Genomic DNA, 18,083 nt, shown 5'->3' on the forward strand with positions numbered 1-18,083 from the left:
GGTTTAAATAAGCCGAATTTCAAGCTCTTAAAAGGCGATATTACCAATCACAAGCTCAAATACGACCCCGCTTTTATTATAATCATTTGCAAAGCGATAAACTGATCGAACGCCGAGCTCAAATTTGGGCAAGAATCTCATGACATTAAAATCAAATGTTGTTTCTACGCCAACTGATTGGTAAATATCTCCAGTGTCTGAAATATAGACCCGGTTTGAGTTAGCCTTGTAATAAAATGTGTTTCCTTCACCCTTTCCGTAGTCATAAAAAAAGTTGGCCTTCACCCGTTGGATATTTAGAACAGGCCCCAGAGCGATATCCGGATACCAGAGAGGCAACGCATAATTTACAGACAAGGAAAAAAAAGTTTTATCTGATGGATAACTGTGGCCACGGGGTTTAGCAATTCTGTTTCTAAAAATATAGGTGTTCGTTTCAACCCCCTGAAAACTTTCTTGGTAGGCAAGCCTGGTGCGAAGAAAATGATGTTTAAAGGCGCCTGGAAAATAAAGGTCAGCTCTCGCAGCTAAGAGTTCTGCTTTAAAATCGCCACCATACGGGGTGTTGTAGTAATCCACATCCAATGTTTGTCCCCAACGTGACATAAAATCCCGGCGGCTGCGTTTTAATAAATTCGCGAATGAAAACGAAAAGTGGTTATAGATCAGGTCGCCATTATTCAGTTGATCCTTATAAATGTAACGGAGCGTGTCGTAGGCCGGGACATCGCGGCCTGGACCATTATAAATAATTGCTCCATTTTGCCTGATAACATTTCTGAAATCAGATGTCCTGGTTAACCCAACGGTATTTCCCACAGACATTTGCCGCCAGTATTTCGAATTTGTTAACTGTAGGGGTATACGGAGTCCTCCTTCAGCGGTGAACTCCTGCCACTTGAATTCCACATCATGACTACCATACTCCTCCTTGTTGACCCTATTTCCGCCTATTACATTAAGATCAATAATGGGGTATAAGCCCTGATAACTTAATCCGGCATTCCATGATGATGTACCCTCATTCAGGTCATACATGTAACCTGCTGCAATCGAAGTGGTGCTTAGAATATCGCGCGATGCAATACCCACATTGATCTGTGCCAGATCGTTGGTGACAAATGCGCCCCAGCTGTAAGGATTGAAAATTCCTTTAAACTTTGAATATTTTGTAATCGGAAAATTTGTTGTTGGAATGCTGTCAAGTACCTGTGGCCTTCCCTCCTGTTTAACAAGTATCTCGACTAATGATGTATCAGAAACCATAGCCGTCGTGGCATACGTTTTCCAGCTCGCCGGATTAAAAGGAACATGCACGACATCCAAACCATCCCGCGTCTGTTCGTTATAATAGATGATTGTACCATCAATGCTAACGGCTGGGTTATATGCTGCATACTTGCTGGATGTTACCTGATACCGCTTTTTGGTTTTAAGATCATAAGCAAAAATGTTATCTATACCTGTGATGGGAGAATTGAACAAGACATAATTCTTAAATAACACAGGGTATCCGACATTTTCCTGGCCGACCTGCAGAATATCTTCACTTGCACCATTGGATGCGTTTATCACCGAGATTCGTTTCCCATTCGCATCGGTTTTGATCACCACAATTGATTTTCCATCCTCTGACCATCGTGGCATGGAATAAAAAACACCCTCGGGGTTTGAAAAGGTTTTGAGTTTATTGCCTCTTGCGACATCAAATAACTGAAGGGAAGCTTTGTAATTGTTATCAGACTCTACCGCAATGATGGTTGTTCCGTCCGGGGATAATGCAGCCCCACTCAATCGCGCTTTCTTCCCTCCGATTACCTTTCGGCGTTTAGACAACATGTTGTACACTTTTATCTGGGAGTAATTGCGTATGCCCCAACGCGCGTCGTAACCATACTCACTCCACGCAATCTTTTCATTCGCAACGGATATCATACCCGCATCATTAACAAGACCAGGCGTAAAAATCTTATGTTCCTTTCTTTCTTTATCAAGTGTTACAAACCGTTCAATGTCACCAATGCCTCTTTTCATAACAAGAACACTACCATCTTCGAGGGGTTGTGGATATAAGTAATCCAGATAAACAGACGACTTTCGATGGTTAGCTTTCTCAAAAGGCGTAATTTTTAGCTGGTCAATTTCAGCTTGCCATTCCTTCTTCATATCTACTGCCATCTCGCGGAAAACATCCGTTACATATAATCCTGTTTCTTTGTGAATTGCGTTGGAAAATGTAAATGGTATGAAGGGAACGTTCCATGCACGGGCAGTTATCTTTTCCCAGATGTCAGCATCCTTCGTTTTGCGCCGTAGACTGCTGACCATATAATAACCCAGGACATAGTGATTTGGAATGTTATGCTTATAAGAACGAAGATACTGTTTGTGATAATTAAATGTCCGGCCTTCAAGCAAGTTGGTTTTAAAAATCAAACCAAAATTAGGTATCCGTCCGCGACCGCTGGGTGTAAGCGCTGTTTCTATTGCAACGGCATCTCCCTCCCAAAACCATTGGGGTACTGCAGCCTGTGAAAACCCTGCCAGTGTTGTAGAACCAAACAGATAATAAATAAATCTGTTGAATCCACGCGTAGCGTGCTGGTATTGTACGACATGACGGTATTCGTGTGTAGCCAGGAGGTTAAGCCAATCATTCGTTCCCAGAAAGTTGTAGTCCTGCGGAGGCATTGTGAAAAACTCTGATCGTCGTGGCAGTATAGACACAAACCCGTTGGATACCGACGATTGATTTTGAAGGACGACAGCTATCCTTCGTGGAGGGACACCTAAAGTTCTTGATTCAGCCTCGCGAATCTTCTCAAGGGTATTCGCCATTCGCTGCCCCTGCACATCAAACCCAGTGGGAAAAATGATTCGAAAATGCTCCGTATTAATTTGCTTCCAGGAAAGGGATGTTGGATTATTTTCTAAGACGGTCTGGCTCCATCCCGACCGCCCAGACACCAACATAATAATCAAAAAAACAATCTTTTTCATTTGGAAGTCTTTTCCAAATGAAAGATGAAATTCCCTTTCGTGAAAAACAAATAACTTACTCTTTTATCTCAATCTCTTTTGCGTGCACGCTACTGGCCTGGAAGAATCCTAGGGCACCATTAGTCAGATTGTTACGAGAGTTGCTGGGGGGCTGACTAAACAATCCTCCATCGCTGTTCAATAAACTTTGCAGATCGCTATAAAAGACAAAGGCCTCGCGCGACAGGCTATAAATTTCACACCGGGCCATATCGCCAGGTGCAAAATAAATCGGCGTACTGATGCCATCGATATCTTCCCCAATAGTTTCATCATCCGAGAAATATATCTCCGTATCGTTGTAAACTTTTAAGGAGTCATTCCTGAAGAATTTAAACATATAATAATCTTTTGTGTCTTGCGGCTCCTTTGCATAGATCAGTACTTCATAAAATTTCTGGTAATCTTTCGGATCTTCTTTTTCATCATCATCTATTCGATATGCCAAGGAATCAATATTGGTTACCGCGTATAATTTATCCTTTGCTTCATATAACTGCTCATTAACGATGACCTGCAAAAAGTAGGTCCTTCCAACTTCTCCGGTAAATGGAGTTACCGGTAAATAATATCCAACGGAATCTGCTAGTTTGCCAGGGTTATGGACGAATGGATATTCGTTGCCGGCATCGTCTTTTATCACTACATCCGCGTCCGTGATTCGTGTTGGTTTTCCGGTGTCATAAAATCCTCCGGACTGGCTTACCTTTACATACTGATAGCCTGCCACATTCGTTACTTGCCCTTCTATGACAACACGTGTTTCTCCCTGACTGACATCGAGGTGAACAGGTTCCTCGCAGGAATAAAGTAAAATTGTCACCAGTAGTATTAAGAATATATTTTTCATATTCAATTCGTTCAGAATTTAAAATTGTATGTAACAGAGGGAAGAATAGGAAACAGATAGATCATGCGTGCTTCCTTGGTGTAGCCATCACCGATCGTATCGCCATCGTCATTCTTCGTGATTCTTGTATATATGGTAAATGGATTCTTGCGGTTGTATGCATTATAGACCGAAAACACCCACTGGCCTTTCCACCTGCGATTCGCATTTTTCTTTGGCGTATAAGTAGCGGACAAATCAAGACGGTGAAAGGCCGGTAGCCGGTAGCCATTGCGTTCGGAAATTACATCCGGCTGGTAATTTTGATACTCAAACTTCCCGGTGGGAAGTGTAATCGGACGGCCTGAACTAAAGGTAAACGTGGCACCAAATGTCCATCGGTCATTCATATCGTAAGCAGCTTGAATATTAGCGACGTGACGGCGATCATAGTTGGCAGCAAATGATTTGTCGAGATTAACACCCGGAATTTTTCGCATCGCCTTTGATAACGTATAGCCTACTGATCCTGTAAGTTTTCCTTGTGTTTTATTTACCATGAGTTCAATACCATAAGCCCATGCCTTACCTTGCCTGAATTCGGTGGATAAATCTTCATTGAAGAAAATGTCGGCGTTGTCAGCAAAGTCTGTTACGTTCTTGATGTCTTTATAATATGCTTCTGCTGAAAACTCATACTTATTGTTTTCAAAATTTCGGAAGTAACCCACTGCAACCTGGTCGGCTAGCTGAGGCTCCAAGTAGTATCCACTAGGGTTCCATGTATTGAAAGGAACAGGGACTGTTCCTGCTGCGATCAAATGCGTGTTCTGAACCATTCTGTTATACGATATTTTTGCGGATTGCCCTTCAGCGATCATATACCGGAGACCTGCCCTGGGTTCAAGGTTTATATAAGTTTTTATATTTCTCCAGGCTCCATAGTGAATTGTGTCTGTTCGAGTGATATTTATATTGTCTTTTGGATCCTCATACAAATACACATCGCTCTTTCCTACGTTCTGAAAAATTGACAAACGCAACCCTACGTCTAAGCTAAGTTTATCGCTGATGTTATATTGGTCGCTGATGTAAAAAGCATGATCTAAAGCATACATGTGTTGGAGTTCGACCTCCTTGAAAAAAGATCCCTCTGAATTTGGTGTAATCCGACCTGGTGAAAATCGTCTCCCCGTAATATGATAACCGAAAGTCAACTCATGATTGGTGTTGATGAAATAAGAAAGATCATTTTTTATACTCACCTCCTGCAAATTAGAAAGCCATTTAAACCCTTGTACGGGATCTTCCAGTTCTAACTTGTAGTCGAAATTGCTAACGATGAGCGACGTGTTTGAGAAAAGCCGTTCATTGAAAAGGTGATTCCACCGAAACGTACCGGTCCGATTTCCCCATGCGAATCCAAACTCATCCGAAAAATTAAATACGTCACGGCCCGCATAAAATGCGGCGAAAAACCGGTTTTTGTTATTCGTCTTCCAATTTACTTTGGCATTGATGTCATAGAAGTGAACAAGATTGTCCTGATCTGCAGCTTTTAAAAACAGATCGATATAAGATCGCCGTGCAGAAATAATGAATGAGCTCTTCTCCTTTATGATAGGACCTTCGACCATAACACGACTTGCCATCGACCCGATGCCTCCCGCAACATTCAGCTTTTTATTATTACCATCTTTGGTGCGCACTTCCAAAATGGAAGAAAGTCTTCCGCCGAACCGGGCAGGAATACCGCCCTTGTAGAGCTCAGAATCTTTTATCACATCGGCATTAAAAACAGAGAATAATCCGAACAAATGAGAAGGGTCATAAATCGGCGCTTCGTCGTTTAATATCAAATTCTGATCGGCACTTCCTCCTCTAACGTAGAAGCTTGACGTTCCCTCGCCAGCAGTAATAACACCGGGTAACATTTGAATATTTTTAAGGATATCCACTTCACCGAACAACGCAGGAAGCTTCCGAACCTGATTCAAGTCAAGCGTGTTTTTACTCATCTGCAGGGACACAACGTTTTCATCTATTCGTTTGTCGGTCACTACAACTTCTTCTATCACCGTCGCTTCTGTTTTTAATTCCACATTATGCGCGATATTCTGAGACATTTCCATTTTTACTGATTGGAACTTATATCCCAGATAACTGTATTGAACTTCATAAGTGCCCTTTGGAACGGTAATCGAATAAAAGCCATAGGCATTCGTCACTGCGCCGGCTTTCAATTCGGGAATGTAAACGGTGACACCGATTAATTCTTCGCCGTTGTCAACATCCTTCACGTAGCCATTTAGCGTTACTTTTTCTTGTGACCATAAAACGGTAGCGTACAAAATAAAAATTAAGACAAGGAAATTTTTTATCATGATAGAGAGTTAAATTACGTTGATCAGACAATTAAATGTGAGTTTACCCCTATTCTTACCTGGCTAAAAATTAATCTTTAATTGAATGACTACACTACGGACGGATAAATCGGCAAATGGTTACTTTTGACGCGTATAAATCGGATTATTAATGTTTAGGAAGATAAAAAGGCTTTACGAAGAATATAAGCCTTATGTACGAGTAGACCTGATTATGTATGGTGTGTTAATCCTTTCAATTATACTTTATTTCATTTTCAGTACAATATTTTAAGATCTTAATGAAAAAAAAAAGCCATTATCCAGGCGGAGATAATGGCCAAAATGGAAATTGATAATGCAGTTCTGCACCCTCATTTCCAAATGATCGTTGTATTTACAATTGTGCGGCTAAATTCAATAAACCGTATGTTAACATCATTGAAATGACAATTCTTAACAGGGTTTTCATATCGATGAGTTGTTAAAAGGTTTTTAAAATTTTCATTAAATCCAGGATTTCTTGTCGACTCTTGCCTATTCGTCGAAGCAATAGTTCATCCATGGCTCCCTCTTTTCTGCTGTTATCTAAAGCAAATGCACGTGCTGATTGATAAGTAGTTGCGTTTTGGCGTTGGTTTTTTTTAAATAAATTTTTCATACAGGCCTCGGTTTAAGGTTAAATGCTGTTGGTTTTAAAGGCCTTCGAAATAATAATGCCTGTTTATCAAGATGGCGTTCTCTTTTCGTAATTCATTGAATTACAAATTTATAGTCCTCAAAAAAAATTAATGCAACTTGGAAGTTGGTAGAAAATTCTCCACACTGTGGTGAGGATCACATTTATAGACATAAAAAAAGCCCGACATTGTCAAGGCTTCAGGTTAGGCAAAGAATGAATTCAAACAGTAACTCTTTTCGATTGTGGCTCGGGTAATGGGGAATGCTTCAATTCTACATCGTCGTCATCAATCTTGGGGAAGAATATTTTGGCAAGCTTAACCGCGATGATGACGAATATGCCATAAGCAAGCAAGAAAGACAGTATGATAATGAATAAGTCCATAGTGGTGAATGTAATTTTGCTAAGGAAAAGAAAATATGGTGCCAGTCCGCCGAAAGACCCTCGGAATGGAGCTAGAAGCTTATTTTGGATAATTTTTTCTTAAAGCCGAGGTATTTTTCACCCATGTAAGTATCGAATCAAGAAAAACAAAAAGATTTTCGAGCCAAATTGAGAAGACATAAGGCGTGGTGATGACCAACGGGTGATTTGAAAGCAGGAAGAAATCCTCGATATTTCGCTATTTCGCTTGTAGATGCTGAAGATCGATAGTCATACGCATATTCTCCCTAAGAAACTTCCCAATTGGAGCGATAAATTTGGCTACGGCGATTTCATTTATCTTCAACACCATAAGAAAGGCTACGCGAAAATGATGCGTGGAAATCAGTTCTTTAGAGAAATAAAGGAGAATGCATGGAACCCCGAGGTAAGAATTAAAGAATACGATAAATTCCATACGCAGGTCCAGGTGGTTTGCACCATTCCTGTGATGTTTTCTTATTGGGCAAAATCTTTTGATTGTCTTGAAATTTCGAAGTTTCTCAATGATCACATTGCAGAATTAATTTTCAAGTATCCCAAAAACTATTTAGGCTTAGCCACCATCCCTATGCAGGACACCGAGTTAGCCATCGAAGAACTGCAGCGGATTAAATCATTAGGATTGCAAGGTGTACAAATCGGTTCTAACATTAATGATTTGAATCTTAACGAGGAACGTTTCTTTCCCATCTTTGAGGCATGTGAAAAGCTTGATATGGCAATATTGGTTCACCCATGGAATATGATGGGACAAAATCACATGCAACGATATTGGCTTCCATGGTTGGTGGGGATGCCTGCGGAGACGGCCCGCGCAATCTGCTCAATGATCTTTGGTGGAATCTTTGAAAGGCTACCGCGATTGCGGGTAAATTTTGCACATGCAGGTGGCTCTTTTCTTGCTACGATAGGACGTATCAAACAGGGATTTGATTGCCGGCCCGATCTGGTGGCAATCGACAATCCAATTGATCCAAAAAAATACTTAGGTAAATTTTGGGTGGATAGCATTACGCACGATGCATTGATGTTGGAGTATGTATTGAAACTTCAAGGTTCGAAAAGAATTACCTTGGGATCAGATTATCCATTTCCGTTAGGAGATTTGGAGATAGGAAAATTTATAGAAGAAATGAATCTGGATCAAAGCATTAAGGAAGACATTTTTTATCGAGCATCGCTTGAGTGGCTTAATATTTCTAAAGAACGATTTAACTAGATGCGTCATACGATATTTATTTTTCTATTGATCCTCGTGGCGATACAAACTTATGCGCAACGACCAACTGTTGAGGAATATAAAATGCAGCAGGAACAATTAAAGAAATCAGCTTTGCTTCGCGAACTTGATTCAGGAGTCTACTACATGGATCTTGAAGCATACGCAACAGCAGATACTAAATTTCGGCACGTCCTTGAAAACATTAAAAGTGTTCCTTCTGATTTAACTTTTTATTTTGGCAAAAATTCTTTTTATCTTAAAAAGTATAAGCAAAGTATCGATTGGCTTACAAAATACATTCAACTAAAGGGAACGAATGGACAGTACTCAGAAGAATCTGCGTCATTACTCAAATTAGCAGAAACGGAGTACTTAAAAGAAAAATCGAATGAGCGGCAAAAAGCAGGGGAAGTTCTTTCATCCAATTACGATATCGACTGTGGGCCTTCGGGCAAAGTAACTTGCCCGGTATGTAAAGGTGACCATGTTGTGATTAAAAAAACAGCTTTTGGATCTGAATACACAACATGTTCTTATTGCAATGAACATGGACTGCTTACTTGCGAACAATATAATCTTCTTCTGAGAGGAGAGCTTAAAAAAGCAAACTAATCAAGTTCGATCTGAACTTTCTTTGATTATTTATTTTTTTCTAGTACAATTAAAGTTGCAAAAAAGATTAACCTGCAATTAATCAGGCATATGGCACTGTATAACAGAGTAAACGGAAAAATTCTCAAAGAAAAAATGGCGATGGTATCCACCAATCGAACCACGATTTCTTTTTATAAATATCACCACATCCTTGACCCTAAAGAATTTCGCGACGAGTTATATAAAGGCCTTGAGTCACTGGAAGTACTAGGACGAATTTATATAGCAACGGAAGGAATAAATGCACAGATCAGCGTACCAGAAGAACACTTCGATCGGTTTAAAAAATACTTATACAGCATCTCCTTTTTGAATCACGTTCGTCTAAACCTTGCAGTGCAAGACAATGGAAAATCTTTTTTCAAATTAAAAATATTGGTCCGTAAAAAGATAGTAGCCGATGGGTTGGATGATTCTACGTTTGATGTAACAAACACCGGGATTCATGTTAACGCGCGTGAATTTAATGCATTGGCCGATGATAAGGATACCATTATTGTTGACATGCGAAATCACTACGAAAGTGAAGTTGGCCATTTCAAAAATGCAATCTGTCCTAATGTCGATACGTTTCGGGAAGAGCTTCAAATAGTGGAAGACATCATGACCGATAGAAAGGATAAAAAATTGTTAATGTATTGTACCGGCGGAATCCGATGTGAAAAAGCCAGTGCGTGGATGAAACATCTTGGTTTTAAAAATGTTTTTCAATTGGATGGCGGCATCATTGAATACGCACGTCAAACCAAGGAGCAAGGCATTGAAAGTAAATTCATAGGAAAGAATTTTGTGTTTGACGAACGTCTCGGCGAACGAATAACCGAAGATATAATCGCTGTATGTCATCAGTGCGGCAAACCGTGCGATGATCATACGAATTGTAAAAACGATGGGTGCCATTTGTTGTTTATACAGTGTAAGGAATGTCGTGAGAAATTTGAAGGATGTTGTTCAGAAGCTTGCAGGGAAATTTTAACCATGCCGGTGGAAAAACAGAAGGAGATAAGAAAAGGTATTAATAAAGGAAGACAAGTTTTTAAAAAAGGCCGCTCAGAAAATATTCAATTCAAAGCTGATGCATCAAAAAAAACTTCTGCATGACAATTCGTATTGGTATTATCAACGTGTCGGACCGAGCAAGCAAAGGCATCTATGAAGATATTCCGGGTAAGGCCATTGTTGAGGTTTTAACCGAATACATTAAAAGTCCCTGGGAAAAAGAGTATGCCGTGATCCCTGACGAACAGGCTCTCATTGAGCAGACGCTCATTGACATGGCTGATAACCGCAATTGTTGTTTGATTGTAACATCCGGAGGGACGGGTCCAGCAGTGCGAGACGTCACGCCAGAGGCCACGGAAGCCGTTTGCCAGAAGATTTTACCAGGCTTTGGAGAGCTCATGCGGGCAAAAAGTCTTACATACGTACCCACCGCAATCCTTTCACGCCAAACGGCAGGAATACGTAACCGATCTTTGATAGTGAATTTACCAGGAAAGCCAAAGTCTATACGGCAATGTTTAGAGGTTGTCTTTCCAGCGATCCCATATTGCATTGACCTGCTAGAAGGACCGTTTATCGAGTGTAACGACGAGGCTGTAAAGGTTTTTCGGCCCCAATCAGTATAATTGCTAGGTTATGGCACGTATTAAATATTATTACGACACTGAGACCTGTAAATACGAGCGGGTAAAAGTAAAAACGAGCGATGTTATTCTTAACGCGCTGGGTATTCTTTCGCTTACAGTTGCCATGGCAGCAGGGCTGCTCACGGTATATTTGTACAGCAACTTATTCGAATCACCAAAAGAACTGATCTTAAAAAACGAAGTAAAAGAACTCGAATTTTATTATCAGAAGCTAACTAAAGATGTAAATCATCTCAGCAACATCCTGGATAACATTGAGCATCGCGATGATAACATCTATAGGGTCGTGCTGGGCGCTGAGCCAATTGAAAAGTCAGTACGTCATGCCGGTGTGGGCGGTACCGATCGTTACGCAGACATTAAGGAGAAAGATATTGCTCATGAAGATCTGGTCATTTCATTAAATGAAAAGGTTGATCACTTAAGAAGAAAATTATACATTGAATCTAAGTCTCAGGATGAAGTTGTTTCATTAGCAGAGAAAAAAGAAAAATTATACGCGGCGATTCCTGCCATTCAACCAGTATCGAACAAACAATTGCATGCACTGGCTTCCGGATATGGATGGCGAACACATCCTATTTACAAGGTTAAGAAAATGCACTCTGGTATAGACTTCGCTGCATCGATTGGTACACCCATTTACGCCACAGCAGATGGAACAGTCGCGCAGGTGAGTGTGAAATTTAGTGGTTATGGAAAAATGGTAGAAGTAGATCACGGCTTTGGATATCGCACGCGATATGCCCACATGCATGAATTTGCAGTTCGATCAGGACAAAATGTTAAACGTGGTGACTTGATCGGTTACGTTGGGAACACGGGTATGTCAACTGCACCACACCTTCACTATGAAGTTCTGATCAATGGCAGCCAAGTGGACCCTGTTCATTATTTCTATAATGACCTTTCTCCATCTGAATATGAAAAAGTTTTAGAACTGGCGTCCATAGAGAATCAATCCCTGGGAATGTAACAGTATTTGTGATTTAAAATCCGAAACCCGAAGTCACCTTCGGGTTTCTTTTTTTAAATTGCCTTTACCTTAGCGCTTATGCTCTTCCGTTTAATTTGGTCCTGCTTAATGCTGTTCTCATCTTGCGTGGCCTTTTCTCAAGGTTGCAGCGATGCCGGATTCTGCACGATGGGCGCAATGAAACCAGACCAGCCCTTCAACAAAAAATTAGCGATTAAACTTCGTTCAATTGAAATGGGGTTTTACCGGGGTACAACGCCCCTGACGCCTATCATATACGTTGCGACATTAGATTTTAATTTTAGTCTGAATGCAAAAACAGCGTTCCAGGTGAAGCTACCCTACCAGGCAGTCCATGGGCAACTAGCAAACACCTCCGGCGTGGGCGATATTTCGTTGTGTATAACGCGCACGTTACTCAATACCGAGAAGTTCGATATTAACTTTTCAATCGGAGGGAAAATTCCAACCAATTCGTCAGACAAGGATGCGGGAGGATATCCTTTGCCGATGTATTATCAAACTAGTTTAGGTACTTATGATTTTATAACGGGTATATCCTTGATTAGCAGAAACTGGTTATTGGCCACTGGAATTCAGCACCCGTTTAACAGAAATGACAATCAATTTCTTTGGGAAGCCTGGAAAGGAACAAGTGAGGAAGGCTACATCAATCTTTATAATCAAGCGAGAGCGCTCAAGAGAGGCACTGACATCATGCTACGCGTTGAACGCAACTGGCGCTTTTCGCGTCTGAATTTTTCGTTAGGTTTACTTCCAATCTATCGGATCAATAACGACGAGATTACGGTAGCCAATGGAACTCGATCAACACCTAAAGGTGCACGGGGATTAGCCTTGTCAGGAATATTTACTACCGGTTATAGTTTTAATGTAAAGACCGGTGTGAAGCTTTTAATCGGACATAAAATTATTCAACGCGATAATAATCCCGATGGCCTGACCCGGGAGCTTGTTACCACGGTTGGCTATTACTACCGTTTCTGATATGAAGAAATATTTTCTGTCCTTCGTTCTCTTTGCCCTGAGTTTGTTGACGCTTGCTCAGGAGACTATCACAACCGTTGATTCCTTACTCTATGATTCGAAGTTTGACCTCGCACTCACACAATTAGATCTTCTGTTGAAGAAGAAAATCAATCAAGAGCAACACGTAATTCTCGAAAATAAAAAGGCGGAAATCTTAATTCGTGCTGGAAAATTCGATGATGCAGAAAGAGTGTTGGAAAGTATTATACTAAAACCTTCGACTTCCAATACTCAAGTGATTACGGAAACTAACCGGGGGTTTCTTTTTTTAAACCAGGGACGAAATGATTTAGCATTAACAACCTTGCAGCAAGCGTTAATAAACATTGAGAACCAGAACAAGCAGAACTCCCTTGAGGGAGCTCAACTTCTTTCATATCTCGGAAATTTATATCTGGCTACCGGAAAATATTCTCAGGCAGAAGAACAGTTTAGCATGGCGCTGACTATTCGCCGGAATTTTGTAAAAGAGAATAGCGAGCTGATTGCGGCCTCGTACAATGACCTTGGCTTAGTGTATAGCACGACAGACGCAGATAAAGCGCTCGACTATTATGAGAAAGCCTTGATCATCTATGAACGGATTCACGGAAAAAATAACCCTAAAATTGCCATCGCGAATACCAATATGGGTTTTGTATACCGGACATTGGAGTTTTATGGTGATGCCATTAACAATTTTGAATCAGCACTGGTGATCTGGGAAAAGATTTATCCAGAACCACATCCGACAAAAGCATTCATTCTTTTTAACCTGGGTCAGACCTATTTAAAAATGAGGAATGAAAATTCTGCTGAAGGTTATTACAACAGGGCACTGAATATGTATCAGGATTCCTATGGAAAAAAGCATCCTGAGATAGCCACGGTGTTGAACGCCATTGGCAGCTTAAAATTGTCAGGAGGAAAATTCAATGAAGCCTTGGAACATTTTCAACAGGCACTCATCGCAAATGTGAGCGACTTCAGTAACTCCAGTCTGAAGTCGAATCCGAAGCTGAAAACTTACTACAGCGGCAACATTCTGCTTTTTTCGCTTTTGCATAAAGCCGAGGCGCTGGAGGCACGACACTTCAACAAATCACTTAAATTTAACGAGCTTTCTTTAGCGTTAAACACACTTCAACTTTGCGATAGCTTAATCGATAATCTCCGGCAGCAGATTAACAACGAAAGCGACAAAATTCTATTGGGTACGATTGCTACCGACGTGTATGGAGCAGGCGTTAGAATCGCGTATGAGGCCGGCCAGGTTGCAGCGAAAAAAAAGACATGGTTTGAACTCGCGTTCTTCTTTGCTGAAAAAAGTAAATCCGCCGTTTTACTGGAAGCAATTTCTGATTCAAATGCCAAATCATTTTCCGGTATTCCCAACGATTTATTAGAGCAAGAGAAAAAGTTAAAAGCGGAAATTGCTTTAACAGCACAAAAGCTTTCTTTGAAGCCCTCCGAATCAGAGGAGAAATATTTGCGCCAGGTTCACTTTAATTTAAACCGTAACTATCAAAATTTTATCAAGGAACTGGAGGAAAAATTTCCTGTTTATTATAACCTTCGATTTAACGTCGCTACGCCGGCGATCAAAAGCCTGCAGGAAAAATTGGATACTCAGACGGCTATTGTAAGTTATTTTACAGATGACAAGAACAACAGGCTGTATGTTTTTCAGATCACCACGTCAAAATTCCGCGTAGATTCACACCAACTGACAAAAGAATTCGACCGAAACCTCAGCGGGCTGCGAAATAGTTTGGTCTTTAATGACTTGTTAACATATAAAACTGCGGCAATAGATCTTTCGGAATTGCTGATCCCCAAAAAAATACCGTTGAAGGTGAAGGAGCTTGTAGTCCTTCCAACGGGCAGGCTAAGCATTGTTCCATTTGAAACGCTTTTTCATAAAAAGATCAGAGCTGAAAGTCAATGGGAAGATTTCCCCTACCTCATTCAAAGATACAGCGTTAGATATGAATTCTCCGCGGCACTCATACTTCAGAAATCCAAAACCGAAAGGCCCGGTACGACTTCCATTTTTCTTTGTGCACCTGTTACGTTCCAAAAAGATGGTTTAGCCGAATTACCAGGCACTGAAGCCGAAGTAAAAGAAATTTCGCAGCTTTTCACATCGAAGAATTTAGCCAGCGAGTTGGTCATTGGAAAGGACGCGGCTGAGACAAGAGTGAAACAAGGTGCATTAAAAGATTTTAGTTACGTGCATTTTGCTACACACGGCGTAGTGGATGAAACCAACCCTGAGCTCTCCAGAATTTATCTTAACGCAACGGCTAACGCTGAAGATGGCAATTTGTACGCTAGTGAAATTTACAATATGGAACTTAAAGCCGATCTGGTAACATTATCTGCCTGTCAAACTGGGTTGGGAAAAATTTCAAAAGGCGAAGGGGTCATCGGCTTATCACGTGCACTCGTATATGCGGGATCAAAAAATATTGTCGTCTCATTTTGGAGCGTAGCGGATCAGTCGACTGCAAGCCTGATGAAAATATTTTATCGACACCTGCTAAACAATACTCAAGGAAATTTCGGCAAAGCACTTCAAGAAGCTAAGTTAGCGTTGCTTCATGAGAAAAAGTATGCTGCCCCTTATTACTGGGGGCCATTCATCTTAATAGGGTTTTAGTGCAAACTTCAAGCAACCAAGAATACTAACGCTTCGGAGTAAAGGTCACTTAAAATAAAAAACTCTGGAGTATTTTTGGATTTAAATGTCGGTGAGGTAGCGTGATCGCGCGACGTTGGATGGGAATATCTATGAGCAGCTTCGTCAACAGAAGCCGGAGAGTTTATTCTGCCCATACAGTAGCGTGTGTTCTTAATCACACCTACTGTAAGGAGCAGATAAACACATGTGAACGCTATGGCAAAAAGCTTTTTCACTTGTGGAGAACTTTAAAGTAATACCATAAGTTTCAATTTTCCTAAAGAATCTTTTAAACTTTGGAAAGCCTGAAAAATTGTCTTTTTTGCAGCGATTTTAAGATCGTCCAATGACATAATTGCATTATAAAATAATTTATCCATTCATATAAGGTATTGATTTTCAGTATATTAAGTGTTATCCACAAATGATCCACAATTTAAACTTCCCAAGAAGGCAAGCATGATCGAAGACAATTATAAGTTGCGAGGATTGCGCAATAAATTGGTTAAGAAGTTAAGGGAAAAAGGCATTACTAATGAAGAAGTATTGACCGCTATTGGCAAGGTACCCCGTCATGTTTTCTTCGAAAACGCACTCATTGACCATGCCTATCAGGACAAAGCCTTCCCCATCGGCGAAGGGCAAACGATTTCACAGCCTTATACAGTAGCCTTTCAATCTGAGAAGTTGGAGATTAAACCCGGCGACAAAGTCCTGGAAATAGGCACAGGCTCCGGTTATCAAGCTTGCATACTGCTCGAGCTCGGCGCAAAGGTTTATACCATTGAGTACAATCGGAAGCTCTATGAAACCGTAAAAGACTTTTTACCGAGGTTAGGTTATCGACCTTATTTTTTTCACGGCGACGGTTCCAAGGGTTTACCATCCAAAGCACCATTCAACAAAATCATTGTAACGGCTGGGGCACCCGTCGTTCCATCAGCATTGACAGACCAGCTATCAGAAGGGGGAATTCTCGTGATACCTGTGGGAGACCGAGAGAAGCAATCCATGCTTCAAATTCGAAAGCAGGGTGGAAAGCTCGTTAAAAAAGAGTTTGCCAATTTTGCTTTTGTCCCACTTCTCGGTGAACAAGGTTGGAAAGGTTAGTACGCTTCACTAGGCTAAAAATTATTATTGAGATAATTCTTAAAGTCTTCGTATTTATTGGACAATGCATAACTCTTCTTTGGATGTTTTAAGAACTTATCCAGCACCGAAGGAATTTGTACAGTCGTTTTCAAGGTCTCGTCAACAACCTCTTTGAACTTAGCAGGGTGAGCAGTTTCCGCAAAAATTCCGTAAGCCTCAAGCTTGTGTTCACCCAAATATTTTTTCAATCCTAAATACGCCACGGCCCCATGAGGGTCCATAACATACTTGTTACGAGAAAAAACTTCACGCATGGCTTTTTGCGTTTCTTCATCCGTGAATGAATATCCCACGATTTCGTTGGCCAAAAGATCGAAATCTCCCTGAAACAAATCTAACATCCTCACAAAGTTACTAGGGTTCCCAACATCCATTGCATTGCTGATGGTTTGCCGCGACGCCCGTGGATTAAATGTTTTAGATAAAAGATATTGGGGAACCACATCATTAATGTTTGTGGATGCAATAAACTTGTGAATGGGCAAACCCATCCGTTTTGCGAGTAATCCACCCGTTAGATTTCCAAAGTTGCCGCTTGGCACAGAAAAAATTACAGGACGTTTATGATCAGGCAACTTAGCATAGGCATAGAAATAATAAAAGGACTGTGGAATGAGGCGAGCGATATTGATGGAGTTCGCGGAAGTGAGGAAATATTTTTTAGTCAGGTCCGTGTCTAAAAAAGCTTGCTTAACCATCCGTTGGCAATCATCAAACGTTCCTGTTATTTCCAGCGCTGTAACATTTTGCCCAAGCGTCGTGAATTGTTTTTCCTGAATCTCGCTGACCTTGCCGGAAGGATATAATACAACAACCTTCGTTCCTGGAACACCCAAAAATCCGTTGGCTACTGCACTGCCAGTATCGCCCGAAGTTGCCACCAGAATGATGATCTCCTTCTCTTGTTGCTGTGCAAAATATCCAAGAAGCTGAGACATAAATCTGGCACCAAAATCTTTAAACGCCAGTGTTGGACCATGAAATAATTCAAGTGCATAAGCATCCTTTTCGATCAAGACGAGCGGCGCGTCAAACTGAATGGTGTGCTCAACAATTCTTTTAAGTTCCGATTTTGGAATGTCGTCGCCAATAAGGCTGTTGGCAACTTCAAAAGCAATTTCCTGAAATGATTTCTGAGCAATTGTTTCAAAAAACGCTGTCGGCAAAACGGGAATCAATTCCGGCATGTACAAACCATTGTCGGGAGCCAGCCCTTGCGTTACCGCTTGTTTAAGATCAACTTTAAGCTCAGGATTGTTGGTACTGTAAAATTTCATCTGGGAAAGTGTTGAAGTGTTGAGGTTCAAAGTGCTGAAGTATCGCGAACCTGCGCGCAGGGGCGTTTATTGGTTTCGTTCACTTTTAACTCTTATGAATTT

14 protein-coding genes are annotated in these 18,083 nt (G+C 40.9%); 8 read left to right on the forward strand and 6 right to left on the reverse strand.

Annotation, left to right across the window (positions count from 1 at the left end; translation table 11 throughout):
• Window positions 1–27: 27 nt before the first annotated feature.
• The 5 genes from P2W71_RS24305 to P2W71_RS24325 all read right to left on the reverse strand — a co-directional run bounded on the left by P2W71_RS24305 (window position 28) and on the right by P2W71_RS24325 (window position 7,297).
• Window positions 28–3,000 carry a hypothetical protein gene (locus P2W71_RS24305; protein ID WP_276374013.1) on the reverse strand — a complete coding sequence of 991 codons (2,973 nt, stop codon included), beginning with the start codon at window positions 2,998–3,000 and terminating at the stop codon, window positions 28–30.
• A 55-nt stretch (window positions 3,001–3,055) separates the two neighbouring features.
• Complete coding sequence (locus P2W71_RS24310; RefSeq protein WP_276374014.1) at window positions 3,056–3,889, reverse strand: DUF4249 domain-containing protein; 834 nt, start codon at window positions 3,887–3,889, stop codon at window positions 3,056–3,058.
• Window positions 3,890–3,900: 11 nt separating this feature from the next.
• Window positions 3,901–6,252 (reverse strand): TonB-dependent receptor, encoded by a 2,352-nt coding sequence (locus P2W71_RS24315; protein WP_276374015.1) that lies wholly within the window; start codon window positions 6,250–6,252, stop codon window positions 3,901–3,903.
• Between the two features lie 463 nt (window positions 6,253–6,715).
• Window positions 6,716–6,892, reverse strand: a complete 177-nt coding sequence (locus P2W71_RS24320) for a hypothetical protein (RefSeq protein ID WP_276374016.1) — start codon at window positions 6,890–6,892, stop codon at window positions 6,716–6,718.
• Between the two features lie 240 nt (window positions 6,893–7,132).
• Entirely contained in the window at window positions 7,133–7,297 is a 165-nt protein-coding gene (locus P2W71_RS24325) for a hypothetical protein (protein WP_276374017.1), read from the reverse strand.
• Window positions 7,298–7,550: 253 nt separating this feature from the next.
• On the opposite strand from P2W71_RS24325, the gene P2W71_RS24330 reads away from it, so the two are divergent.
• The 8 genes from P2W71_RS24330 to P2W71_RS24365 all read left to right on the forward strand — a co-directional run bounded on the left by P2W71_RS24330 (window position 7,551) and on the right by P2W71_RS24365 (window position 16,662).
• Window positions 7,551–8,558, forward strand: a complete 1,008-nt coding sequence (locus P2W71_RS24330; protein WP_276374018.1) for an amidohydrolase family protein — start codon at window positions 7,551–7,553, stop codon at window positions 8,556–8,558.
• The gene (locus tag P2W71_RS24335; RefSeq protein ID WP_276374019.1) at window positions 8,559–9,173 is read left to right on the forward strand and encodes a hypothetical protein; all 615 of its coding nucleotides are present in this window, start codon (window positions 8,559–8,561) and stop codon (window positions 9,171–9,173) included.
• Between the two features lie 90 nt (window positions 9,174–9,263).
• Window positions 9,264–10,316: a rhodanese-related sulfurtransferase gene (locus P2W71_RS24340; protein ID WP_276374020.1), complete on the forward strand. Its 1,053-nt coding sequence runs from the start codon at window positions 9,264–9,266 to the stop codon at window positions 10,314–10,316.
• The gene (mog, locus tag P2W71_RS24345) at window positions 10,313–10,843 is read left to right on the forward strand and encodes a molybdopterin adenylyltransferase (protein WP_276374021.1); all 531 of its coding nucleotides are present in this window, start codon (window positions 10,313–10,315) and stop codon (window positions 10,841–10,843) included. Before P2W71_RS24340 ends, mog begins: the two co-directional genes overlap by 4 nt.
• A 10-nt stretch (window positions 10,844–10,853) precedes the next feature.
• Complete coding sequence (locus P2W71_RS24350) at window positions 10,854–11,840, forward strand: peptidoglycan DD-metalloendopeptidase family protein (protein WP_276374022.1); 987 nt, start codon at window positions 10,854–10,856, stop codon at window positions 11,838–11,840.
• Between the two features lie 108 nt (window positions 11,841–11,948).
• Window positions 11,949–12,848 carry a hypothetical protein gene (locus P2W71_RS24355; protein ID WP_276374023.1) on the forward strand — a complete coding sequence of 300 codons (900 nt, stop codon included), beginning with the start codon at window positions 11,949–11,951 and terminating at the stop codon, window positions 12,846–12,848.
• 1 nt (window position 12,849) lies between these two features.
• Complete coding sequence (locus P2W71_RS24360; RefSeq protein WP_276374024.1) at window positions 12,850–15,531, forward strand: CHAT domain-containing tetratricopeptide repeat protein; 2,682 nt, start codon at window positions 12,850–12,852, stop codon at window positions 15,529–15,531.
• Window positions 15,532–16,011: 480 nt separating this feature from the next.
• Entirely contained in the window at window positions 16,012–16,662 is a 651-nt protein-coding gene (locus P2W71_RS24365) for a protein-L-isoaspartate(D-aspartate) O-methyltransferase (protein WP_276374025.1), read from the forward strand.
• 14 nt (window positions 16,663–16,676) lie between these two features.
• Here the strand turns inward: P2W71_RS24365 and thrC are convergent, their stop codons facing one another.
• Window positions 16,677–17,981 carry a threonine synthase gene (gene thrC, locus P2W71_RS24370; protein ID WP_276374026.1) on the reverse strand — a complete coding sequence of 435 codons (1,305 nt, stop codon included), beginning with the start codon at window positions 17,979–17,981 and terminating at the stop codon, window positions 16,677–16,679.
• Between the last annotated feature and the right edge of the window lie 102 nt (window positions 17,982–18,083).

The sequence above is a fragment of the Chryseolinea sp. H1M3-3 genome, from assembly GCF_029360725.1.
Classification (GTDB): Bacteria; Bacteroidota; Bacteroidia; order Cytophagales; family Cyclobacteriaceae; genus Chryseolinea.